The sequence below is a fragment of the Polyangium jinanense genome (assembly GCF_028435265.1).
Taxonomy (GTDB): Bacteria; Myxococcota_A; Polyangia; order Polyangiales; family Polyangiaceae; genus Polyangium; species Polyangium jinanense.
On the sequence record NZ_JAGTJK010000004.1, the window covers coordinates 453,560 to 475,700 of the forward strand.

Below are 22,141 nucleotides of genomic sequence, written 5' to 3' on the forward strand. Positions count from 1 at the left end.
CTGGTAGCTTGACTTGGGCGCCCCCCTTAGCACAGGCAAGGGGGTGGCGCACAAGGGGCGAGGCGACTACCCCACCCTTCCGACGAAGATCATGGATCAATTCGACGACGAGTTGCGGGAGATCAAGCGTGAGATCGTCGAGTCTCGCGGGCTCATCATCAAGACGAACAACCTGACGAACGCGTTAGCGGCCGACCTCAAGACGATCTCCAAGCGCCAGCTCGGCTTCGAACGGCGGGCTTTCTGGAACAGCGCCAGCGCGAACCTGCTGTTCGTTCTGGTGGTGATCGGCGTCGTCAAGCTCGCCTGGGATGCGCGCATCGACTCCGTTCAAGCCGAAACCAAGCAAGCGAAGGACAAGATCGGAAAGCTCGAGTCCGACGTGAAGGAGATGCAGCGGCGCGCGGACGACCGGACGCGGGCGGAGTCTGCGGCGGCGGCATTCTACGAGCTCGTACGAGCGGGCCGGCGGCAGGAGATCATCGATGGGTTCGAAGCGCTCCGGAAGGAGCCGCTTTCGCGGGCCGAGCTCGCCTTCTTCACGGACGCGGTGGACACGGCGCGGGCCGAGCTCGGCATCAAGAGCTACCAGCTCGGGCTCGATCACCTGCGCACGGGCCGCTGGCACGAGGCGGCCGTCGCGTTCGAGGACGCGATCCGCATGAAGGAGAACGCGGCGCACACGCCGTCGGCGCGGCTCAACCTGGCGCGCGCCTACCGCAAGCTGAACCGGCAGCGCGACGCGATCCCGATGCTGATGCAGCTCTCGGAGGCCTCGCCGGACAAGGAGATCACCGACGACGCGATGTTCCTGCTCTGCGAGTGCCTCGTCGACATCCAGGCCTGGAACGACGCGAAGACCACGCTGCGCGCCTTCATCCGCCGCTTCCCCGACAGCCCGTTCCTGAACGACGCGCGGATGGAGCTCGCGGACATTTCGCTCAAACACTGAGGGCGGGATCGTTGGAGCAGAAACGATCACCGGGTCGGTGCCCGGCGCATGTTCACTTGCCGCCGCAGGGCGCCAGGATGGCTTCGAAGGTGCCGGAGAGGCAGTCCGAGATCATCGAGCACGGCTGGGACAGGCAGGCCGTTAATTTGTCGACCACGCTGTCCTGCGCGAGCTCGAAGCCGTAGCAGTAATCATCCAAAAACGGGTTCCCCTCCATGTTGCACTCCGCGAGCCGCGGGAGGCAGGCCGCGTCGAAGGCCTTCGTCGACGCCGTTTCGGGCATCGTCGGGGCGACGGTCGAGACACAAGAATCGGTCGACGTCATGCAATCGCGCTCGACCAAGCAGGTCTGGGTGGGGGCGACCGCCTCGGCGCGGTAGAGATTCCTGTAGCAAACCCATTGCGCGATGCATTCCTCGACCTGGTTCGGCTCGGGCATCTTGCCGCACGCCGTGTCCCGATCGAAAAGCGCCTGGCAGTGTTTCGAATCATCCGCCGGCTTCTGATCATTGTTCTCCGTCTCCTGCGGATCGTCGCTGCACCCGGGGAGACTCATCGCGGCGACGAACGCGACGCCGATCACTCCAACCATCGTTCGCATCTTCATTTCACAACCCCTTGAACAGATCCATCGGTCGAAATACCCGCGCCCGCCACGCCGCCTCGTTGTGCGGCGCCCCAGCTTCCCACCAGTGGTACACGTCCGTCTGCAGCGTGTAACCCACCGAAACCAGCACATCCCGCATCTGCGCGTTCTCGCAGGCGTTGTCGCCGATCCCCACGTCGTCCTCGATCCCGTCGCCGTCCGTGTCCTTGCATTTGGCCTCATTTTCGGCCTGGCCGAGCGCCGGATCCCCGCCACCCGAATCGAGGTAAAGCACCGTCGCGCGATGACCGTGCATCGCATACCGCTCGATCAGCGTCTCGTTCTTCGACGTCTCGCCCATCTTGCCCCAGCCCATCGTGCCCGAGAGGCTCGCCGCGTACTCGTATTCGTCCGGGAAACGGTCCGCGATGTGGAATGAAATGAGCCCGCCGAGCGACGAGCCCATCGTGCCCACCTTCGGCGGCTCGCCGTAGCGATCCGCGACGAGCTTGCGGACCGTGCCGTTCACGAAATCCGCATACGCGTCGCCCTTGCCGCCCCAGGGCTCGACCATGCCGTCTTCGTCGAGATCGATGATGTCGGGCACGTGCGTATATTCATCCATTCGACCGATGCCCGTGTTGTCGATTCCCACGAGCATCATCCCCACAGGCACGCTGCTTTGCAGCATCCAGCCGCCCCACACCGCCGCCGGATCGAACAGGTTTTGCCCGTCGTGCACGTAAAGCACGTGCGTCGCCGTGCCCTCCGGCACCCACACGTTCACCGTGCGCTCCGGCATTTGCGCGTCGCCGATCCCGAAGAATCGATCGAGGTGCGCCACGTTCGGCGCGACCAGGCTCATTTCCCCGTTGTCGTCGTACGTGTACGAGCGCGCCCACGGGTCGGCCTCCCAGATCGTCTTGTTCGTGAACTTGTAGCGGCTGCCCGCCGCGACGTCCTTCAGGTGCAGAAAACGAAAGCCCGCGTTGTCGATCTTCATCGGGCTGCCCACCCAGCCGTCGTGATCACCCGCGACGAGATCCAGGCTCGGGTTCGTCGAGACGAACAGATGCCCGCCCTCCACCCACACGGGCCATCCGTCGCTCGCGGCGTACTTGTCCATCGTGCCTTCGAGGTCCGCGCGGAGCTCGGCGAGCAGGCCGTCGAGGCTCGTCGCGGTCGAACCGCCTTGCCCCACGCCGCCCGTTCCACCTGTTCCGCCCGCGCCTCCGAGGCCGCCGCCGCCTTGCCCGGTTCCTCCCGCGCCTCCGCCGCTCCCGCCGTCCCCGCAGCCGACGATCATCGCCGCGAGCGCGACGAGCGCAGGGAAGAGCCTCCACGACCCGCAGACACGAGCACCCGAGGAACGAGGGTTCGTCATGACGTACCGCCTCCCGAAGTAGCGAACGAGGAGCGGAGTGTGTGCGTGTGGCTCCGCGAAGGCAACGGCCGCGACGGTGTCAGCGGCGCCGTGTTTTGCGTCCCTCGCGCTCCGCTTCCGCGGCTTCTTCCTCAGCGAGGCGCTCGTCCTCGGATACGTCGGCCTGGTCCTTCACATCGACGCGAACCCGTTTTTCCCCACTCGGATCGTTCACCTCTTGCACCTCGATCCGGGGGCCTTCGTTCTTCAGATCCTGCGCGCGACGGCGGATGATGCCCTTCGCGCGTTCGAGCGATCCGTGCGCCATCTTGCCCGCCTCGTTCACCGCGACGGCCGCCTCGCGGAGCGCCTTGCCGAAGAGGAGCGACAGCATGTTCAGCACGAACGGCGCGATCACGCGCACGCCGAGCAGGACCGCGAGCTGTGCGACCGTGAGCCCGAACAGCAGAAAGCCCGCGATCGGACCGGGGATCAGCTCCGAGCCTGCGTTCTTCTCATACTCTCGCGCCCAGCGTTCTTGCCGCTGCTCCCAGCGCTCGCGCCGCTGTTCCCAGCGCTCGGCTCTTCGCTCGGCTTTTCGCTCTCGCTTCTCCGCTTTGCGCTCGGCCTTCTCCTCGCCCTTCGCCGCGTGTTTGTCCGCCTTCTTCGACGGCGCCTCGCCGAGCTTTTCGAGGAGCGGCGCGAGCCGGTGCGCGCGTTTGTCCGGGTCGGGCTCGAGCATGGCCACGAGCGCGGCCACGAGCGCGGGACGCGCCGAACGACCGAGCGCGGCTTCGACGTCGATGGCGAGGCCTTTGTGCGGCAAATCCTCGGGTTGCATACCCGTGAGCATCGAGACGGCCGTCGCGCCGATCGCGTAGACGTCGGAGGCGGGCATCGCGCGGCCCTGGAACTGCTCGGGCGCCATGAACCCGAACGTGCCGACCACGGTGCTGCCGCCTTCGGGCTTCATCTTGTCGCGCACGGCGCCGAAATCGATCAGGGCAAACGATCCGTCGGGCCTCCGGAGCACGTTGCTCGGCTTGATGTCGCGGTGCACCACGGGCGGCGCGCGGCCGTGCAGGTAGTCGAGGATCGCCGAGGCGTCGCGGAGCAAGCGGATCACGTCGGCCTCGCCGAGCGTCGCGCCGCGCTTCTGCATCGCGGCGAGGCTCTCGCCCTCGATTTTCTGGGTGACGAGGAAGAGCTCGCCGCCCTCTTCGAAGTGCTCGACGTAGCGGGGCAGGCCTGGGTGCGACAGGTTCGCGAGCACACGCGCCTCGCGCTCGGCGAGCTCCACCTCTTTCCAGCTCTTCGCGCCGCGCACGCGGAATCGCTTGATCGCGACGGGCTGGCCTTCCTTCTTGTCGACGGCCTCGAACGTCGCGCCTTGCCCGCCCTCGCCGAGGAGGCGCACGACCGCGTATCGACCCTCGCGCAAGTTCTCCGGTGCGTCGCTCATGAAGTCCGCGGGCAGGGACGATAGCGCAAAAATCGACCTCGGGTGAAGTTTGATTCCGTGGCCTGCTATACGAATTTCCGGACTCGTGATAGGAAGGGAGCCATGCGAGTACGGAAAACGAATTGGCTTGGGATGATCGTGGGCGGTTTGTCGCTCGGGCTTGCGCTCGTAGGGGCGTGTTCGGCGTCGGGCGGGAGCGGGAGCGGCGCGACGGATGGCGCGGGCGCTTCCGGCGCTTCGGGGCAAGGCGGCGCGGGCGCGTCGGGCGGCAATGGGCCCGGCACGGGCGGCAGCGGCGGCGACATTTTCGTCGGGTCGGGCAGCGGCACGGGCGGCGGGCTCCCGGACGCCGATACGTGTGCGAGCGTCTCGTCCGAGGCGACGGCGGGCAAGCAGCCGGCGGATATCATCATCGCGGTCGACACGTCGGGCAGCATGGACGAGGAGATCGCCGAGGTGCAGGCGAACCTGAACAAGTTCGCGCAGCTCATCACGGCGAGCGGGATCGATGTGCACGTCGTGATGATCGCGGACGCGACGATGTGCATCCCCGCGCCGCTCGGAAGCGGGAGCTGCAATGGAATGGACGAGAAACTCCCGGGCTACCGGCACGTCGTGCAGACCGTCGCCAGCACGGACGCGTTCCAGCAGATCCTGAACACGTATCCGCAATGGAAGGACGTGTTGCGGCCGAACGCGGTGAAGACGATCGCCGTCGTGTCGGACGACGACTCGGACATGAGCGCCACGAATTTCAAGAATCAGATGATCGCGCTCGATCCGACGTTTTCGGGCTTCAAGTTCGACGCGATCGTCTCGTTCACGTCGGGCGACCTCTGTCCGCTCGAGTGCGGCTTCTTCGCCTGTCCGAATTGCGCGAACCCCTGCTGCAACAAGGTCTCGCCCGTCTGCGAGCCGCTCTCGGCGGCCGAGGGCAAGGTTTACAAGGAGCTCGTGCAGCAGACGGGCGGCGTGATCGGCGACCTCTGCACCCAGAACTTCGATCCGGTCTTCAACAGCATGGCGACCGCGGTCGTCTCGGAGGTGAAGATCTCCTGCGATTACCCGATCCCGGTTCCGCCCGACGGCACGACGATCGACCCGACGAAGGTCAACGTGGTCTACACGAACAGCAATGGCACGAAGACCACCATTTACAACGTCCCCACGGGCCAGGCCGATTGCGGGAACACGGGCGGCTGGTATTACGACGTGCCCGGGGCGCCCACGAAGATCACGATGTGCCAGAACACCTGCGCCGCGCTCCAGGGCGACGCGGGCGGGAAGGTCGAGGTGCTCTTCGGCTGCGAGACGCAGGTCAAGCCGCCGGAATGAGCGGATTCAATCCTCCGGCGGCGCCCACGCGTGGCGTCGGACCCACGTGCCCACGAGCGTCGCTTGCACGACCGCCGCGATCGTGATCACGACTCCCACGAGATACGGCCCGAAAAACGGGATGAGCCCCACCGTGTAGGCCGCGAGCAGGATGGCCGCCATGCCTGCCGCGGTCGACGCGACGAAGAGCCCCAACAGCTTTCCATAGGCCCCGGGCGAATGCGAGACGATCGCAACCCAGGCGACCGGCCAGAGGCCATTGATGGTGTGCCCGGTCATCGCGATCGCGAGGATCACCGCGGGCGTCACCGCGATCCCCACGAGGGCGAGGGCGAGCGTGAGATATACATTTCCAGGCAGGAGGATCTCCGAGAGGATCGCCGGCCAGAAGCCGCCGAGCACACATACGAGGCCGCGCAGGAACGAAAGGAAAAGATCCCAGCGCGAGGTAAAACTCGCCGAAAAAGGGAGGCCCGGCGCGTCGCGGCCCACATGCTCCACAATCTGGAAATAGACGGCGGAGAGCGTGCCGAGGTAAATCACGTTGAAAAACGTGGAGACGGAGGCCACCGGGATGGCGGTGAGCCAGTAAGGCACGGAGAGCGCGGCGACGAGGAACAGGCCCTCTTCGTCGAACGGGCGGCGCAAGGCGAGGGCGAAGTCATCGCGTTCGGGGCGCTCGGGCTCGGGCAGGGGCCGCGCGAGGGCGCCGCAGCGCGGGCATATCGTCAAAGGCCTCGCGTTTTGCTCCGTGACGAGGCGCTTGAGGCACGGCGTGCAATGAAGCGCGCCGCATTGCGTGCATTCGTGCGTCGCGTTCGTCCCGGGGTGTGTCTGGCAGGGGCCCGCCATCGAAGGAGGAGCGTTTACCCGACCCGGGCGACAAATGCAATGACGAGCCGTCAGGCGCCGCGCACGAAACGCAATCGTTCTCCCGGCCGAAGCCGCGCGAGCGCGCCGAGCGACGCGCGCCGCACGACGGCGAGGACCGGATACCCGCCCGTCGTCGGATGATCCGGCCCGAGCACGATAGGCGTGCCGTCCGTCGTGACCTGCACGGCGCCGCGGAGCATTGGCACGGGCAGGGCGAGATCGGGCCGATCGCGCGGGATTTTCGCGCCTTCGAGCCTTTGCCCCACCCGGTCGCCGAGACGCGAGACGGTGAACGTGGACGCGAGGAGCACGTCGAGCGCGTCCGCGGGAAAACGGCTCCGGTGCGGGCCTTCGTCGATCACGATCGTCGCGATTTCGTTTTCGACGGCCGGCGTGGAATGGCGCGAAGGCCGCGTGGCGGCGGTTTCCGGATCACCCACGGCCACAACGTCTCGCCGACGGAGCGCGCGTCCCGCCGCGCCGCCGAGCCGCGCGACGAGCAAGGTCGCTCGCGCGCCGAGCGCCATGGGTACGTCGATCCCGCCGCGCGCCGCGAGATAACGCACGGCGCGGGGGCCTTCCTCCACGCGGAACGATTCTCCATCCGCGAGACGAATCGGCGCCGCGCCGTCCACCGAAAGGATGAGCTCTCCCCGGGCCCGCACGGTCAGCGCGCCGAGCGGCACCTCGATCGCGGCCGCATCGGGCGTATTGCCCACGGCCTCGTTCGCGGCCGCGTGCGTCTCCGGATCGAGCGGCCCCGACGGCGGAAGCCCCCGTGCGAGTTGCCCCGCGCGTCCTCCATCCTGCACCGTCGCGCACGCGGGCGCGGCCTCCACGACGAGGGCGCGGGTGGATTGTTCATTGGGGACAACCTCCTTCCGCGCCGGCATCGCCTCCGCCTCGCTCACCGGCTCGAACCGCACCCGATCTCCCGGCGAGAACAGAATCGGCGGATTGCGGCCTGGATCAAAAAGCGCGGCCCCGGGCGCGCGGCCGAGCAGGTTCCAGCCCCCGGGCGAATCGAAAGGATAGATGCCGGTAAACGTCCCCGCGATGCCCACGCTGCCCGCCGCCACGCGTGGCCGCGGCGAGCTCCGGCGCGGCAAAACCAGCCTGGGGTCGATCGGCCCGCAATACCCGAAACCCGGCAGAAACCCGACGAGCTCGACCGTGACCTCACGCTCGGCGTGCAGGCGCACGACCGCCTCCGTCGAGACGCCGAGCGTGCCTGCGACCGCTTCGAGATCCGGCCCATCGTATACCACGGGGATCACGTGCGTTCGTCCGGACACATGTGCCCGTGCCGCGCCGGAGACCGCGGCCTTGATCGTCCGGACAACCTCGTCCGAACACACGACGTTTGCCAAGACGACCACCCCGCCGCCGACCACCACGTCGCTCCCCGGAAACACCTCGCGCAATGCGGAGGCCGCTGCATGCGTTCGCGCGGCCCGATCCGGCGCGCTCTCCATGCCGAGAGCGACGTACACGGCCGATTCCCCGTACGAAAGGACGCTCGTTCCGCCGTCGCTCACGCTCGCCCCCGCGTTTCCAGGAGCCCCGCCGATTCGAGCCCTTCCCGCACGGCTCGCGCAATCGTGAGCGCGCCGGGCGTATCCCCGTGCACGCAAAGCGTCTCGAACGTGCCCGCGCCCGCGAGCCGCAACGCCTGCGCCCGGGCCGCCGCCGGATCCGTGATCAATGCGCCCGCCTGCGTGCGTGGCACGAGTTTCCCGTCAGGCCCATACGCCCGATCGGCAAATCCCTCCCGCAAATACGCGCGCCTCTCTATCGTCGCGAGCCGGGCGAGCGCGCCCTCGGGCGGACCCACGAGCGCCACCGGAAAACCGAGCCCCGCTTCGATTCCCTCGACCACGGCCGTGGCGATCGCCGGATCCCGCGCCGCATCGTGATAAAGCGCGCCGTGCGGCTTCACGGCCTCGATCGAAATGCCCACCCGAAGCGCCACCCGGGCGAGCGCCTCGACCTGCGACCGCACGGACGACGCGAGCTCTGCGCTCGTCATCACGACGCTCGTCCGGCCAAACCCGGCCCGATCCGGGTACGAAGGATGCGCGGCAAGCCGGGCGCCCGCGCGGCGCGCGAGCTCGCACGCACGTTCCATCGTGGCCTCGTCGCCCGCGTGCCCGCCGCACGCGACGTTGACCATCGTCGCGATCGAATAAAGCTCCTCGGGTTCGCCCGGTAGCTCGCCGAGGTCCACGTTCAGCGATACGGCCATGATTCCCTCACCCTGCCCATTCTAGGGATCCGAACGCACCACGGTCCACGTGAGCGCATGCCAGAACGCGCCCGGCGCAATGCCCGGCTGCGCGCCCACCGCGACGAGCGTGAACGCCCGCCCGTCCTCGAAATCCGCCTGCGTGAGCCCGCCCCGCGAAAGGGCCGCATCGAGCGGCGACGCCGAGGTTTTCACGAGTTGCCCCGGCACGAACGTGAGGATCTCCGCCTGCGCGATCGACCCCCATTCGAACCGCGCGAGCTGCCGGAACGGCGGAAACGGCCCGACCGCGCCTGCCGTGAGCGAGGGCGCGACCTGCTGCGGCATTCCGCCCTCGGTCCCGGGCACGAGCCGCACGTCGACCGAGGGCATCGGCTGCGCCGCGTGTGCGGCCTGGAGCGAGAGTTTTCCCTCGGCCGTCACGCGCGACATGGCCGCCGCGAGCAGCCCCGGATTGGGCGTGTCCGCCGAATATGTCGGGCCACACGCTTCCTTTTCGAGCGGATCGGTATGACCGGGCCCGCCGACGCAGCCCGTCGGCACGAGCAAAAGGCTTCGCTTGGCGACGAACGCCGAGGCCGGAATCACCGCGACCGGCGCCACCACGACGTCCGCCGGCGCATTGCCCTCGGTGAGCGTGGCGCAGCCGAGGTCCTTGGTTTTCGTGAGGTCGCCGGCGATGACGTGCAAATACACGTCCTTGTCCGCGGGCAAGAGGCTCGCCGGATCGACCCGCGACGCCGCGGCGAATGCGAGCCCCGACGGATCGGCGGGATACGGCGCGGGATCGCCGCCGTCGGGGTAGGGGACGAAGCAGAGCCGGATCGCCTCGTGATCGTTCACGCCATTGACGATCGTGAGCACGGGCGGCCCGTCGGGCTCGGGCACGACCTCGCCGCCTCCGCCCGCGCCCCCGCCACCGCCCGTGCCGCTCGACGACGACGAGCTCGAAGAAGCGCTCGTCGAGGGGTTTTGCGGGGCGTCCGTGCCCTCGGCGCAGCCACTTTCGAGGGCGATGAAGAATGCGGAAATGGTGAGGAAGAGCGGGTGGGCAGAGCGAACCATGCCCGAGTTTACCGCGAGGGCGCGGCAGAAGCTTCGACGATGCTGAGCGCGGAGGGCGTCGGGACGACACGCTCGAGCGTGAGGCCCGCGGCCGCGAGAATCCGGCGAAACTCCTCCTCGGTGCGCTCGCGTCCGGGGAGCGAGGCCATCATCAGCACGTCGAGCTCCTTGCCCGGGTGCGGGGTATTTCCGCGAGGAATGACGGCGTCGATGATGAGCACACGTCCGCCCTCGGCGAGCGCGCCCCGGCAGATGCGGAGGATGTTGATCGACGTTTCGTCCGTCCAGTCGTGGAGAATGCGCTTGAGGATCAGGCAGTCGCCGCCCGGAGCGGACGTGAAGAAGTCGCCGGACACGAGCTCGCAGCGGTCCGCGAGGCCTGCGGCGGCAATACGCGCCTCGCGGAGTACGTGCTCGGCGTCGAAGAGCACGCCCCGCGCCTCCGGGTTTTTCCTGAGCACCTCGACCAGGAAGCCGCCGTGCCCGCCGCCGACGTCGACGATATTGCGGAATCGTCCGAAATCGAACGAGGCGGCGATGGGACCGTTTTCGGTGTCGGAGAAGCCCGCCATGCCGCGGTGGAAGATCCCGGTGACCTCCGGGTTTTTCTCGAAGAACTCGAAGAAGGGCGCCCCGAAGATCTCGGTGAACGGTGTCTTTCCGGTGCGGATCGTGGTCGAGAGTTGGCCCGCGGGCGCCCAGAACGTCTCGTGGACCAGCATCAGGACCGCGTCGCGCATCGAGCCTTTCGCGTTGGCTCGGAGGATGTCGGCGCTCGGCGTGAGGTGGAAGAGGCCGCTTTCGTCCTCGGAGAACACCGAAACCGTGGCGAGGAGCCGGAGCACGCGATAGAGCGGCTGCGCCGCGACCCCGAGCTCCTCGGCGAGCGACGCGGCGGACCTCGGCCCGCGCTCCAGGCGATCGGCAACGCCCAGCTCGACGACCGCGTTGAGCGCGGCCGGATAAAGGTACCCCAAGCTCAACTGAATGATGTGAAGATGAGGAGGAATGGCAGAAGCGGCGGTATCGGTCATTGGTGACCAATACTACGGCCGCTCGGCGGCCGCAAGCTCAGCGTCGGATCGAGTAGACGAAGCTCGCCTTGGGCTGCCGGAGCCATCGATCGGTGATCGTCTTCTTCAGATCCGCGTACGCGCCGGGTGCATCGACGTATTTCGCGACGAGCGCCTCGGCACCGGGTTTGTCGCCGCTGCCCTTGATCTTCGCCACGATCCCCATGAGCTTCTTGCTCGCCGCCGGGAACGCGTCGAGCTTCACCGAGAAGCAGCCCGCATCCGTGCCATTCTGCGCTTTTTCGTTCGCGTTCCAGGCGAGCACGCCCTCGTCGAGCAGGAAGCCCACCTGGATCGCCGCGAGCTGGCTGTAGTTGAGCGGGTGCTTGGCGTCGTCGTACATGCCGCGCGAGATGTGGCCGAAGGCCCAGGCGATGTCTCGCACGTGCGCGAAGTTCGCCTTCGTCTTGTCGATGACGCCACGCTCGACGAGCCAATCCGTGAAATAAAGCGCGGCCGACTGGGCCTTGAGCTCCTCCAGCGTGCTCGCGAGCGGTCCGCCGAAGATCTCGCTGTCGATCTTGCCATTCACCGCATATTGATGCGAAGGCCCGAGGTTGTGCGCCGCCTCGTGCAGGACCGTGCTCATGAGCTGCGGCCCCGGATCGTCCGTGTACGACGCCATGGCCTCTGCGCAGAACAAGGACGCAGCGAGCCCGTGGTGCGAGGCAATGCTGTCCGGGTCGGTATAAAAATTCGTCATCGCGACCGTGCGGCCGCGCCCCTCGTTGCCCACGGGACCGAAGTTCGGCAGGCTCTGCCCGATCGTCGCGCCAAACGCGTCCCGCGAGTCGCCCGCGTTCAAGATGACCGTGATGAAATCGGGCAGCTTGAAGGATACTTTCTGCGCCGTGTACGGCGGACCGGCGAGGGCCGCGAGCGCCTGCTCCATGTCCTGCTTGAGCGGGTCGAGCTTCTCCTTCCATTCGAGCGAGCCTTGGTCGATCCGCGCGAAGCTCACGTGAAAGCCCGCCTTCTCGCTGCACGGCTCGAAATACGTCTCGTCCGGGCCGATGCGCAGATACCATTTCGAGTTGAACGTGCTCATCCGCGCCCAGGCCTCGTCCGCCTCGAACCAGCTGCCGTCCCGGAACGCCTTCGCGGCCGCCCGCAGATACGACTGGAACGAGGCCTCGTCCGGATTCGTGATCGCCTCGGCCGCCGCGTCGAGCTCGCGCGCCACGGCCTGCATGTCGTTCTCGTAGGCGCGATGATACGGCACGGCCTTGAGCGCGTCGCCCTCGCCCGTCACCACGACGAACGGATTCATGAGCGCGCGAGCATCCGGGCGCGCGGCGAGCACCTTGCAGAAATCGGGGTTCGATTGCAGCTCCGCGGGATAGAGCCCCGACGGGACGCGCTTCTGCTCGCCCGGCGTCCGCGGGATCGCGTAACAATTGACGTCGCCCTTCGTCGCTGGCGCCTCGCATTGCGGGCCCTGGTTCCGGTAGAAGAGCCGCCGGCTCGCCGGATCGTCCGCGGGGACCCTCGACGCGAGCGAGAGCGTGCCCGTCTGCTTCTGGTAGATCTTCTCGACGAGCCGCGCCGCCGCGAGCACGTGATGCACGATCGCCCGATCCTCCTCGGTCGCGGCGCCCGCTTGAAAGTTCGAGGCGACGAGCGTCGGGCGGCCCGCTTCGAGCTCGCGCAGGACGGCCTTGCGGCGCTCGACCTCGCCCGGCGAGATGCCCTGGAAGCTCGGGCCGTTCTTCACGAAGGACACGATCGAGGCGTACGCCTGGCCGAACGTCGGGTTGAAGCCGCCGGCCGAGACCCAGTGGGTCTCCTCCGTCTGCGTCGGGCCCCAGAGCACCGCGAGCTCGTTCGGATCGAGGGTCTTGTCCTGATCCACGTCCGCGGCCCAGAAGAGCGGCAGATCGAGGGCGACCGCGGCGCGATTGAAGTCCGCGCGAGGGACCGCATCGAACGTGGCAAGCCAGACCCCATCCGCCGAGACGGCCGGCGGTGCACCGCCACACGAGGCAGAGAGCGCGAGGACGAGCGGAAATGCGAGGCGAGGCCAGGAAAAACGCATGCGCCCTTCTATCACGAGGAGCCCGGAAGTAGGCTTCCCAAAGCCCCGTGACCGCACGCGATTCGAAGACGCTCCGCCTCACCCGATCCGCCGCCGCCTCCGTTCGTCGTGGTCATCCCTGGGTGTACCGCGAAGGCCTCGCACGGCCGCCGAAGCTCGACTCGGGCACGGCCGTCTCCCTCACGAGCGAGGAGGGCGAGCCGCTCGGCGTGGGCCTCTGGGACGCAGAATCCCCCATCGCCGTGCGTGTCTTCGGCCAGAGCGGGCGCCTCGACGAGCGCGCGCTCGTCGAGCGGATCGAGCGCGCCTTCGCGCGTCGTGAGGCGTTCGTCGGGCCCGACACCGACGCCTACCGGCTCTGCAACGGCGAAGGCGACCACGTGCCCGGGCTCGTGATCGACAGGTACGCGCACGTTGCGATCGTTCGCCTCGACGGCGATCACCTCGATCCGTGGATCGAGAAGCTCGCGCCGAAGCTCGAGCGCTCGCTCGCGCGGCGCGGCGTGCGCAGCGTCGCGCTCCGCCGCGCCCGCGACGAGGCCGGCGATCGTCGCATTCGCCCGCTCGCCGGCGACGAGCCCGAGGACCGTGTGATCGTCCGCGAGAACGGCATGGCGATGGAGGTCGACCTCGCGCACGGGCAGAAGACGGGCGCGTTCCTCGATCAGCGCGACAACCGCGCCCGCGTGCGCTCGTTCGGCGCCCGTCGCGCCCGCGCGCTCAACCTCTACAGCTACGCAGGCGGCTTCTCCGTCGCGGCCGCGCTCGGCGGCGCCGCGCACGTGACCTCGGTCGACGTCGCCGCCGCCGCGCACGCGACCGCGCAACGCTCGTTCCGCGCGAACGGGCTCGACCCGGCGAAACACGCGTTCGTCACGGCCGATGCCTTCGCCTTCCTCGAAGCCGCGGCGCGTCGTGGGGAGAAGTTCGACCTCATCGTCTCGGATCCGCCGAGCTTCGCGCCAAACGAGCGAACGAAGCCACGCGCGCTCGCCGCGTACCGCAAGCTCCACGGCGCGCTCGCCAAGGTCTTGGCGCCCGGCGGGCTGCTCTGCGCGGCCTCTTGTTCGAGCCACGTCTCGGCCGAGGATTTTCTCGGCACGCTCGACGACGCCGCGCTCGGCCGGGACGACCTCTCGCTCGTGGCCATGCACGGTCAGCCGCCCGATCACCCCACGCTGCCCGCGTGGTTCGAAGGCCGGTACCTGAAGTTCGCGGTCCTCGCCTGACGGTTCGTCCTGGCGAACCCGTTGGACGTGAAACGATCAGGCGCGCTGCTCAGAACCCCGGATCACGCACCTTGGGCAGGTTGTCCTGGCTGCCCGACTTCGTGGTGCCGGTGCTCTTCGTGCTCGGCGTCTTCGTGGCGCCGGTGGGTGTCGTCGTGGTCTTCGTCGTCCCCGCGCCGGGGTTGTGCGTCGTGGGCTGCGTCGTCGCGCTCGTCGCAGGCGCGGCGCTCGCGACGGGCGGGGGGAGGGGGGTCGGCGTGGGCGCGGGCGTGGGCGCCGCGGACACCTGCGTGGCTGCGGGCTGCGTCGCGGCTTCCTGCTGCGTCGATCCTTGGGAGAACGCGATGACCGCGCCGCCGATCGCGAGCGCGCCGATCGCGGCGAACACCACGGCGAGCTTCTTCTTGCCGCCTCCTGTGAAGGCTGCGGCGTCGACATCGGCGACGATCGCGGCGGCCGTCGGCGACGAGGGCGCGCCTTGCGTCGCGGTGAGCGCGCCCGGCATCAGGCTCGCGCGGCCGTGCGCGATCGTGGCGACGTCGGTCATCGTTCCGGGCGGCGGCGGGATCGACTGCAGCCCCGGCGGGATCGTGGGCATGCGATTGCCGAGCAGGCCCGGCGGGATCGTCCCTCCGTTTGCCCGCGCCTGCGCGAGCAGCGCGGCGCGCTGCGCCTTGAGCTGCTCGCGTTGCTCGGCGCGTTCGTCGGCGACCTTGAGGCCTTCTTTGATCGCGGTGCGTCGCTTCTCGGCGCGCTCGCCGAGCATGGCCTTCACGAACGCGACCACGTCCTCGTCGGGCTGCCCCGCGAGCTTGAGCTCCGCGATCCCGCGATCGATCGCGCGCGCGAACTCCGCCATCGACGGGTAGCGCTTGTCGGCGTCCTTCTCGAGCGCCTTCATGACGATGCCGTTCAAAAGCTCGGGGCAGTCCTGCATCGCCGAGGCGAGTGAGGGCGCCGGATCTTTGTCGCAGATCCGGCGCAGCGTGATCATGTCGTTGTCTCCACGGAACGGGTGCTTCGAGGCGAGGAGCTGGTAGAGCACGATGCCGAGCGCGAAGACATCCGTGCGGCGATCCACGGCCTTTCCGAGCGCCTGCTCGGGCGACATGAACGGCACCTTGCCCTTGAGCTGCCCGTCCTTCGTCGCGCCCGTGTCCGAGACGGCCGTGGCCTTGGCGACGCCGAAGTCCACGATCTTCACGACGCCGTCGTACGTGACGAGGATGTTCTGCGGCGAGACATCGCGGTGCACGAGCCCCACGAGCGTGCCGAGCTCATCCTGCAGCTCGTGCGCGGCGTGCAGCCCGAGCGCGGCGTTGAGGCAGAGGCGCATCGCGATGAGCATCGGGACCCCGCCCTTTTGCCGCGCCGCGCGCGCGAGCTGACTGAGCGGCTCGCCGTCGATCCACTCCATCACGATGTAGATCAGTCCATCCTGCTCGCCGAGATCGAGGATCTCGCAGACGTGCGGATGCCGGATGCGCGACGCGAGGCCCGCTTCCGCGAGGAACATGTCCTCGAACTGCGGATCCTGCGACAGCTCGGGCAACATCGTCTTGACCGCGACGATTTTCTGGAAGCCGCGCGTGCCCTTCATGCGCGCGGCCCACACGACGGCCATGCCGCCCTGTGCGATCGGCACGAGCAATTCGTACCGCCCTAGCGTGTGTCCCGCCCCTACGTCCCCGAGCGAGCTCATGCGTCCCCCCTCAAAGCCCCGCACGTGCACAAAACGAGGCCGCCCGAGCACCTCGCCCGGTCTCGCAGCTCATACCTCGCCGGACCCTGCACGGTTGTCGTCCGTCAGGATCGCAGAAGGACGGTCGCGCCTCAAGAAGATCGCAACAAGCCGTCCGTGTCGAACTTCTGCATGCAGCCCAGCAAAAACCGCACGATCGCTTCCGCCTTCGGCACGAGCGTAGCCACCTCGATGCGCTCGTCGAGCGTGTGAAATCCCGTGCCGCGCGGCCCGAGTCCGTCGATCGAAGGGATGCCGAACGCCGCCGTCGTCGCCGCATCCGAGCCTCCACCCACGAGCGGTGCTTCGCCGTCTCCGAGCCCCGCGGCCCGCGCGCACGCAGCGTATGCCTCGTAGAGCGCAACAGAAGCCGCGGTGCGCTCGAGCGACGATCGAGCGATGCCGCCCGTCACCGTGATCGTCGTCCCAGGAACCGCCACTTCCTTCGCGGCCTCGGCGAGCGCGACGAGGAGCGCGTCTCCATCGGCGCGCCGCTCGTAGCGGAAATCGAGCTCGGCCTCGGCACGATCGGGCACCGTGTTCTTCGAGTGTCCGCCGCGGATCGTCCCCACGTTCACGGTCACGCCGCGCGTGTAGTTGGTGAGCTTTTGCGCGTGATCGATGAACCGCGCGAGCGCCCAGATCGCATTCGCGCCGTCCGCATGCGCGTTGCCCGCGTGCGCCGCTTTGCCCGTCGCGACGATGTGCGCGCTGCCCGTTCCCTTGCGCGACGTGATCACGAGATCCTTCGCGCGCCCCGCTTCGAACACGAGCGCCGCGCGCGCGCCCGCGACCTCCTCGGCGATCACACGTTGCCCCTCGGGCGAACCGACCTCTTCGTCCGACACGATCACCACGCGGATCGGCACGCGCGCGAGTAGGCCCACGTGCGCGAGCGCGCGCAGCGCTTCGAGCACCACCACGAGCCCGCCCTTCATGTCGAGCACTCCAGGGCCCCGCGCGATCGGTCCCTCGCGCCGGAATCCCTCGAAGGTCCCGGGCGGAAACACCGTATCGAGGTGCCCCACGATCGCCACGCACCCCGCGGCCGATTCCTCCGCTGCCTCCGTCCTCGCGACCCAGTGCGGCGCGTACCTTGCGCTCGCGTGGGACCGCACCGAGCTCACGCCTTCGAGCCCGCGGAGCTCCGCCGCGAGCATCTCGCCCACACGCGTCCCGCCCGGCACGTTGTCCGTGAACGAGTTCACCTCGACCAGCGCTTCGAGCAACGCGAGTGCTGCTTCTTCTCGCGCGCGGAGGCGCGCTTTCGCTGCCTCGATCATACGTGGAGCTTCGTCCAAAACGCCCGGATTGACGAGCCCTCCCGCACCTTGCCCGCGTGACGGCGTGCGCTACATGACAGGGAATCTAGGCGAGGCGCGGTTGTTGGTCGGGTGGGGTGCGCGGGCCGGATGAATTTGCTCCATACGCTAGAAATCCACGCATCGCAGATCTTCGTGGGCGTGGGGGTCTTCGGCGTGAGCCTCGCGCTCAGCCTGGCCGTGGTGGCGCTCGTGATCGTCCGGCTGGAGCCGGATCATTTCGAGGAGACGCGCGGCCCGGGTCGGTTCCTCGCCGATCGTCCGGCCTGGCAGCGCGCCCTCGGGATCGCCGGAAAGAACTTGCTCGGGTTTTTCCTGGTCATTCTGGGGATCGTGCTCTCCCTGCCCGGCGTGCCAGGACAAGGGCTGCTCACGCTCTTCATCGGGCTCGTGCTCATGGATGTTCCGGGCAAACGCGCGATCGAGCGGCGGATCATCGCGGTGCCAGCGGTCTTTCGTGCGTGCAACCGGCTGCGCGCTCGTTTCGACAAACCGCCGTTCACCCTAACGACGGGGCGGCGCGCGAAGGAACGCGACGAGCTCGCGGACGAACGGATCCGGATCGGATTCGATCCGCGCGAGGGCCTCGGCGCGCGGAAGATCCCCCACGAAGAGCGCACGAAAGGCCCGCTTCAGCGCGACACGTGATTCGAGCGGCACGCCCGTTCGTTCGAGCCCGACGCGGTTCAAAGCGCGCACACGCGCCCGGTTTCCCTCGGCGATGACGAACGGCGGCACGTCGCGCTCGACCATCGATCCACCCGCGAGGAACGAGCGCGCGCCCACGCGGACGAACGGCGCGACGGCTACGTGACCACCGGTCACCACGTAGTCCTCGAGCACGACGTGCCCCGCGAGCAATGTCCCGTTCGCAAGCGTCACGCGATCCCCCACGATCGCATCGTGCGCGACGTGCACGCCCACCATGAAGAGACCCGCGCTTCCGATGCGTGTCACGCCGCCGCCATGCCCGGTGCCGCGGTGCGCTGTCACGTGCTCGCGAAAGACGTTGTCGTCGCCCACGACGAGCGTGGTCGGCTCGCCCGCGTACCTTCGATCCTGCGGCGCGCCGCCGAGCACCGCGAACGAATGGACCACGTTGCGACGCCCGATCCTGCTGCCCGCCGCGATCACCGCGTGCGCGTCGATGCGGCAGCCGTCGCCGATCTCGCAGTCGCCCTCGATCACGGCGAACGGGCCCACGACGACGTCCGCGCCGAGCTTCGCCCCGGGATCGACGTGCGCGAGCGGATGGATCGAGACGGCCACGGGCGGCGCATTCTCGTGACCCGCGCCGCGCTTGGCAAGGCGAACGCCATCAAAGAAGCGCCGCGCGAGGGCCGACCGGCCGAAGCCTGCACGGCGCCTCGCGCGGCTGCACGATCGGTTACTGGTTCGCGAAGTGGTACCGCGCCGCCACGGTCGCCGTGATCGTGAGCTCACCCGGCTCGATCGTCGTCCTCAGCTCGCGCGACGCCTTCGCGATGCCCGCGTCGCGCCAGATCGGCGTCAGCCGGCCCTGCGAGCCATCCAGGCTGTGCAGCCCGAGCAACCGAACGCCCGACGAAGCCGCGAGGATCTTCGCGTTCCGCTCCGCGTCCACGACCGCGAGGTGCAACGCCTTGGCCTGCGCCTCCTCCGGGCGCGCGAGGAAGAACGAGATCCCCTCCACCACGTTCGCGCCCGCGCCGACGGCCGCGTCGATGACCTTCGCGGCCTGCGTCCCGAGCGCCTGCGCCTCCGCGAGCCGCAGCGTGACCGACAGCGTGTTCTGCGCGCGATAGCCGACGATCTTCGGCGCGCGGCCGGCCTCGGGCTTGCTCTGGACCGGATGGATCTCCAGCGTCTCGGTCTGCAACGTGAGGCCCTCGAGGCCGAGCTTCTCGATCGCGCTCGTCACGAGCGCCATCTTGCGCGCGAGCTCGCTCTGCGCCTGATCCAGCGTCTTCGCCTGGACCTCGACCCCGAGCTCGGCGCGCATCGCGTCCGGCTTCGCCACGATCTTGCCCTCGCCGCTCGTCGTGATGAACTCCGTGAGCTGCTCTTGCAGGACGATGTTCGCCTGCGCCTTGTCGCCCTCCTGCGCCCCGGCGCCGCTGCTCTTCTCCGCGGTCTTGGCCTGCGAGGAAGCGGCCGGGAAAACGAACGACAGGAGTCCGAGCGCCAGGCCCGCGAGCCGCCGCGAGCCGATCCGAAGTCGTTTCGCCATTGCCATGATGTCCCCCTTTCACGGCGCGGAGAGGCCTCTCCGCGCGCAATTCCCCCGACGGCGGACGAGCCGCCGCGTGCATCCAGGGCGAGCGTGGGGCCCGAGCCGGGCTTTGACCAGATGGGACGGACGGACGTCGCTCCGAAATCGAAACGGCCCGCTACGAAGGGAAAACGTAGCGGGCCGCCTCGGGGGAAATGCAGCGTCGAACGATTACTTGCACTTCTTGAAGAGACCGACCCCCGTGCATTTCGTGCCGGTCTTCGCCGTGCTCGTCGGCTTCGTCGTCGGCGTGGGGTTCGTCTTCGTCGTGCTGCCGCCGCCGCTGCCGCTCGACTTCGCGGTGTTCGCGGCCTGCGCCGTCTCTTTCGGGGCCTCGGCGAGCTTGTATTCCTTCTCGAACTTCTTGCCGGCCTCGATCGTGATGTCGTCGTTCTGCGTGACGTACCCGGCCTTCGAGAGCTCGACCTTGTGCGCGCCCGGCGCGAGCTTGAGCGTCGACGGATCCTCGATCGCCTTGTCGTCGACCTTGATCGTGTCGCAGCCCGGGCTGCACTTGATCGCGACCTCGACCTCCTCGGCCGCGGGCGGCGGCGTGGGCGGCGGCGTCTCGCCTGTGCTCGGGGGCGCCGCCGTGCTGTCACCGGTCGTGGTCGGCGCGCCCGTCGGCGTGATGGCGATCGGCGCGTTCGGGTCCTCGCCCTCTTTCTTGTCCTTGCCACCCGCGATGATGAACGCGCCCACCGCGCCGCCGATCAAGAGGACCGCCGCGACGCCGATGATGATTGGCAGCTTCTTCGAGCCGCCGCCGGCATCCATCGGCAGGCGCGGCGCCGCCGTCGTCGGCGCCGCCGGGCCGGGGCCCGGGCCCATGCCCATGCCCATGCCCATGCCCATATCCGCGTTCGCCGGCCCGCCCGGACCCATGCCGGGACCACCCATGCCGGGGCCGCCCATGCCCCCTCCGGGCGGAGGCGGCGGCGGGTAGCCCGAGCCATCATTCGAGCCGACGGGCTGGTACACCGGCACCGCGGCCGTCGGGCCCATCGGATCGGCGCCGCCGATCGCGGGGAACGCGATGGTCGCGCTCGTGGCCATCTCGGGCATGTTCGCCGCGGCGGAGAAGGCCACGGCGAGCTCGCTGGCCTGGCGGAAGCGCTCGTTCGGATCGAGCGCGAGCGCGCGGTTGAAGACCGCATCGAGCACGGGCGAGACCATCGCGCCGAGCTCCTGCGCGCGCTGCGACGCGGGCTGGCGAGGGCCGACGAGCTCGTGTTGCCACGAGGCGAGGTCGGGCTGCGCGCCCTGGCAGGAGCGCCAGTACGGCCGGCCCGTGAGCGCGTAGAAGAGCACGAGGCCCATCGCGAACACGTCGGCTGCGGGGCCCGCGGGCGCGCCGCCTTGCATCTGCTCGGGCGCGACCCAGGGCGCGGCGATCGCGTAGCCCTCGTTCGTCTGGACGTAGCTCCGCGCGAGGCCCGCGCCGAAGTCCATGACGCGCACGGCGAAGCCTTGCGGCGCGACGAACACGTTCGTCGGCTTGAGCGCGTGGTGCATGAGCTGCCGCACGTGGGCGTTGTCCAGCGTGCGCGCCATGTTCTGCGCGATCTGCGCGACCTCCTGCGGCGAGAGCGGGCGCTGCGAGACGAGCTGCGCGATCGACGGCGTTGGTGACAACTCCGTCACCGTGAAGGGCGCGGCGGTCTGCGGATCGTAGCCCGCGTCGAGGACCGGCAGCACGGCGTCGGGCGGCAGCCCGTTCGTCGCCGTGTAGATCTGCTCGATCATCGTCATCACTTCGGGGCGTTGCGCGATGTTCGGCGAGTAGATACGCACCGCCATCGCGCGCCCTGTCGCGTCGATGACGCGGTAGGTGGCCGAGGAGCCGCCGTGGCCCAGGAGGGCCTGGACCGAGTATTTTCCCGCGATGACGTAGCCGGGGGAGAGCTGGGGCGCGGTCACGACGTTCCTTATTCGGCCTTGATGGACTCGATCGCCTTGCTCACCGCGCCCATGCCGGCCTCGTCATCGTCGGCCGCGAAGCCCAGGCCGAGCAGCGCGGGTTCGCCGTCCTTGAGCGGCGCCTGCAAGACGAGCAGTGTGCCCTTCTTCTTCGCGCGCTCCGAGCCTGCCGCGGTCCAGACGTTGAGCTTGACGCCGTTGACCTCTTGCGTGTTGTCCGGCTTCTTCCAGTTGACCTTGTAGCCCTTCGGCAGGGTGACGGCGGTCGTCTTGATGAGCTCCGCGAGCGCCGCTTCACGCGCCGCAGCGTCCTTCTTCGCGTCCTTGTCCGGCGTGTACGAGCCGAACACGACGATCGCACCCTCCTCCGAGGCCTGCGCGATCGTCTGCGCCTCGCCCTGCGCGTACGTCCACTTCTCTGCGGGTTGGAAGGCGATTTTGGCGCTCTTGACCTTGGCGCTCGTTTCCTTCGTCGCGGCGCACTTCTCGTCGAGCGACTCGCACTTCGGCGGCGGGGGCGGCGTCTCGACGGTTTTCGAGGCGCCCTCGTCGACCGGCGTCTCGGGTTCGGGTGTCTTCCCGCCGCAGGCCGCGGCCACGAGAAGCAGAGCGAGGGGAGCGATTGCTTTGAAGGTGCGGTAGACCATGCGCAAATCCGAGCGTGTCAGATGCCGACCGGCGTCCGCAAG

General features: G+C 68.7%; 18 protein-coding genes. 3 read left to right on the forward strand and 15 right to left on the reverse strand.

Going from position 1 to position 22,141, the window contains the following annotated elements:
• The first annotated feature begins 91 nt into the window (after positions 1–91).
• Positions 92–952, forward strand: coding sequence for a tetratricopeptide repeat protein (locus KEG38_RS12755; protein WP_272419681.1), 861 nt, complete (start codon positions 92–94; stop codon positions 950–952).
• Between the two features lie 52 nt (positions 953–1,004).
• Here KEG38_RS12755 and KEG38_RS12760 read toward each other — a convergent pair whose 3' ends face one another.
• The 3 genes from KEG38_RS12760 to KEG38_RS12770 form a co-directional block, all read right to left on the reverse strand.
• Positions 1,005–1,559, reverse strand: a complete 555-nt coding sequence (locus tag KEG38_RS12760; RefSeq protein WP_272419682.1) for a hypothetical protein — start codon at positions 1,557–1,559, stop codon at positions 1,005–1,007.
• A 1-nt stretch (position 1,560) separates the two neighbouring features.
• On the reverse strand, positions 1,561–2,922 hold the full coding sequence (locus tag KEG38_RS12765; protein ID WP_272419683.1) for an alpha/beta hydrolase: 1,362 nt from the start codon (positions 2,920–2,922) through the stop codon (positions 1,561–1,563).
• A gap of 79 nt (positions 2,923–3,001) precedes the next feature.
• A complete protein-coding gene (locus KEG38_RS12770; protein ID WP_272419684.1) occupies positions 3,002–4,363 on the reverse strand; it encodes a serine/threonine protein kinase in 1,362 nt (453 codons plus the stop codon).
• Between the two features lie 102 nt (positions 4,364–4,465).
• Here KEG38_RS12770 and KEG38_RS12775 point away from each other — a divergent pair, with 102 nt between their 5' ends.
• Complete coding sequence (locus tag KEG38_RS12775; RefSeq protein WP_272419685.1) at positions 4,466–5,698, forward strand: vWA domain-containing protein; 1,233 nt, start codon at positions 4,466–4,468, stop codon at positions 5,696–5,698.
• A 6-nt stretch (positions 5,699–5,704) separates the two neighbouring features.
• On the opposite strand, the gene KEG38_RS12780 is transcribed toward KEG38_RS12775, so the two are convergent.
• The 6 genes from KEG38_RS12780 to KEG38_RS12805 are packed head-to-tail and all read right to left on the reverse strand — an operon-like array spanning position 5,705 to position 12,989.
• A complete protein-coding gene (locus KEG38_RS12780) occupies positions 5,705–6,550 on the reverse strand; it encodes an FYVE zinc finger domain-containing protein (RefSeq protein WP_272419687.1) in 846 nt (281 codons plus the stop codon).
• Between the two features lie 50 nt (positions 6,551–6,600).
• The gene (gene pxpB, locus KEG38_RS12785; protein ID WP_272419689.1) at positions 6,601–8,109 is read right to left on the reverse strand and encodes a 5-oxoprolinase subunit PxpB; all 1,509 of its coding nucleotides are present in this window, start codon (positions 8,107–8,109) and stop codon (positions 6,601–6,603) included.
• The gene (locus tag KEG38_RS12790; RefSeq protein WP_272419690.1) at positions 8,106–8,816 is read right to left on the reverse strand and encodes a LamB/YcsF family protein; all 711 of its coding nucleotides are present in this window, start codon (positions 8,814–8,816) and stop codon (positions 8,106–8,108) included. Before KEG38_RS12790 ends, pxpB begins: the two co-directional genes overlap by 4 nt.
• A gap of 21 nt (positions 8,817–8,837) precedes the next feature.
• A complete protein-coding gene (locus KEG38_RS12795; RefSeq protein ID WP_272419691.1) occupies positions 8,838–9,881 on the reverse strand; it encodes a hypothetical protein in 1,044 nt (347 codons plus the stop codon).
• An 8-nt stretch (positions 9,882–9,889) separates the two neighbouring features.
• Positions 9,890–10,915 carry a methyltransferase gene (locus KEG38_RS12800; RefSeq protein WP_272419692.1) on the reverse strand — a complete coding sequence of 342 codons (1,026 nt, stop codon included), beginning with the start codon at positions 10,913–10,915 and terminating at the stop codon, positions 9,890–9,892.
• Positions 10,916–10,952: 37 nt separating this feature from the next.
• Positions 10,953–12,989, reverse strand: a complete 2,037-nt coding sequence (locus tag KEG38_RS12805; protein WP_272419693.1) for a hypothetical protein — start codon at positions 12,987–12,989, stop codon at positions 10,953–10,955.
• A 47-nt stretch (positions 12,990–13,036) separates the two neighbouring features.
• On the opposite strand from KEG38_RS12805, the gene KEG38_RS12810 reads away from it, so the two are divergent.
• The gene (locus tag KEG38_RS12810) at positions 13,037–14,218 is read left to right on the forward strand and encodes a class I SAM-dependent rRNA methyltransferase (protein ID WP_272419694.1); all 1,182 of its coding nucleotides are present in this window, start codon (positions 13,037–13,039) and stop codon (positions 14,216–14,218) included.
• A 49-nt stretch (positions 14,219–14,267) separates the two neighbouring features.
• On the opposite strand, the gene KEG38_RS12815 is transcribed toward KEG38_RS12810, so the two are convergent.
• From KEG38_RS12815 to KEG38_RS12840, 6 genes are all read right to left on the reverse strand, one after another.
• The gene (locus KEG38_RS12815; protein WP_272419697.1) at positions 14,268–15,920 is read right to left on the reverse strand and encodes a serine/threonine protein kinase; all 1,653 of its coding nucleotides are present in this window, start codon (positions 15,918–15,920) and stop codon (positions 14,268–14,270) included.
• Between the two features lie 131 nt (positions 15,921–16,051).
• Positions 16,052–17,242 carry a M20/M25/M40 family metallo-hydrolase gene (locus KEG38_RS12820; RefSeq protein WP_272419698.1) on the reverse strand — a complete coding sequence of 397 codons (1,191 nt, stop codon included), beginning with the start codon at positions 17,240–17,242 and terminating at the stop codon, positions 16,052–16,054.
• A 543-nt stretch (positions 17,243–17,785) separates the two neighbouring features.
• Entirely contained in the window at positions 17,786–18,550 is a 765-nt protein-coding gene (gene lpxA, locus KEG38_RS12825; protein ID WP_272419699.1) for an acyl-ACP--UDP-N-acetylglucosamine O-acyltransferase, read from the reverse strand.
• Between the two features lie 118 nt (positions 18,551–18,668).
• Positions 18,669–19,496, reverse strand: a complete 828-nt coding sequence (locus KEG38_RS12830) for an SIMPL domain-containing protein (protein WP_272419700.1) — start codon at positions 19,494–19,496, stop codon at positions 18,669–18,671.
• Between the two features lie 207 nt (positions 19,497–19,703).
• The gene (locus KEG38_RS55500; RefSeq protein WP_272419701.1) at positions 19,704–21,452 is read right to left on the reverse strand and encodes a serine/threonine protein kinase; all 1,749 of its coding nucleotides are present in this window, start codon (positions 21,450–21,452) and stop codon (positions 19,704–19,706) included.
• 8 nt (positions 21,453–21,460) lie between these two features.
• On the reverse strand, positions 21,461–22,099 hold the full coding sequence (locus KEG38_RS12840) for a hypothetical protein (RefSeq protein ID WP_272419702.1): 639 nt from the start codon (positions 22,097–22,099) through the stop codon (positions 21,461–21,463).
• Positions 22,100–22,141 lie beyond the last annotated feature (42 nt).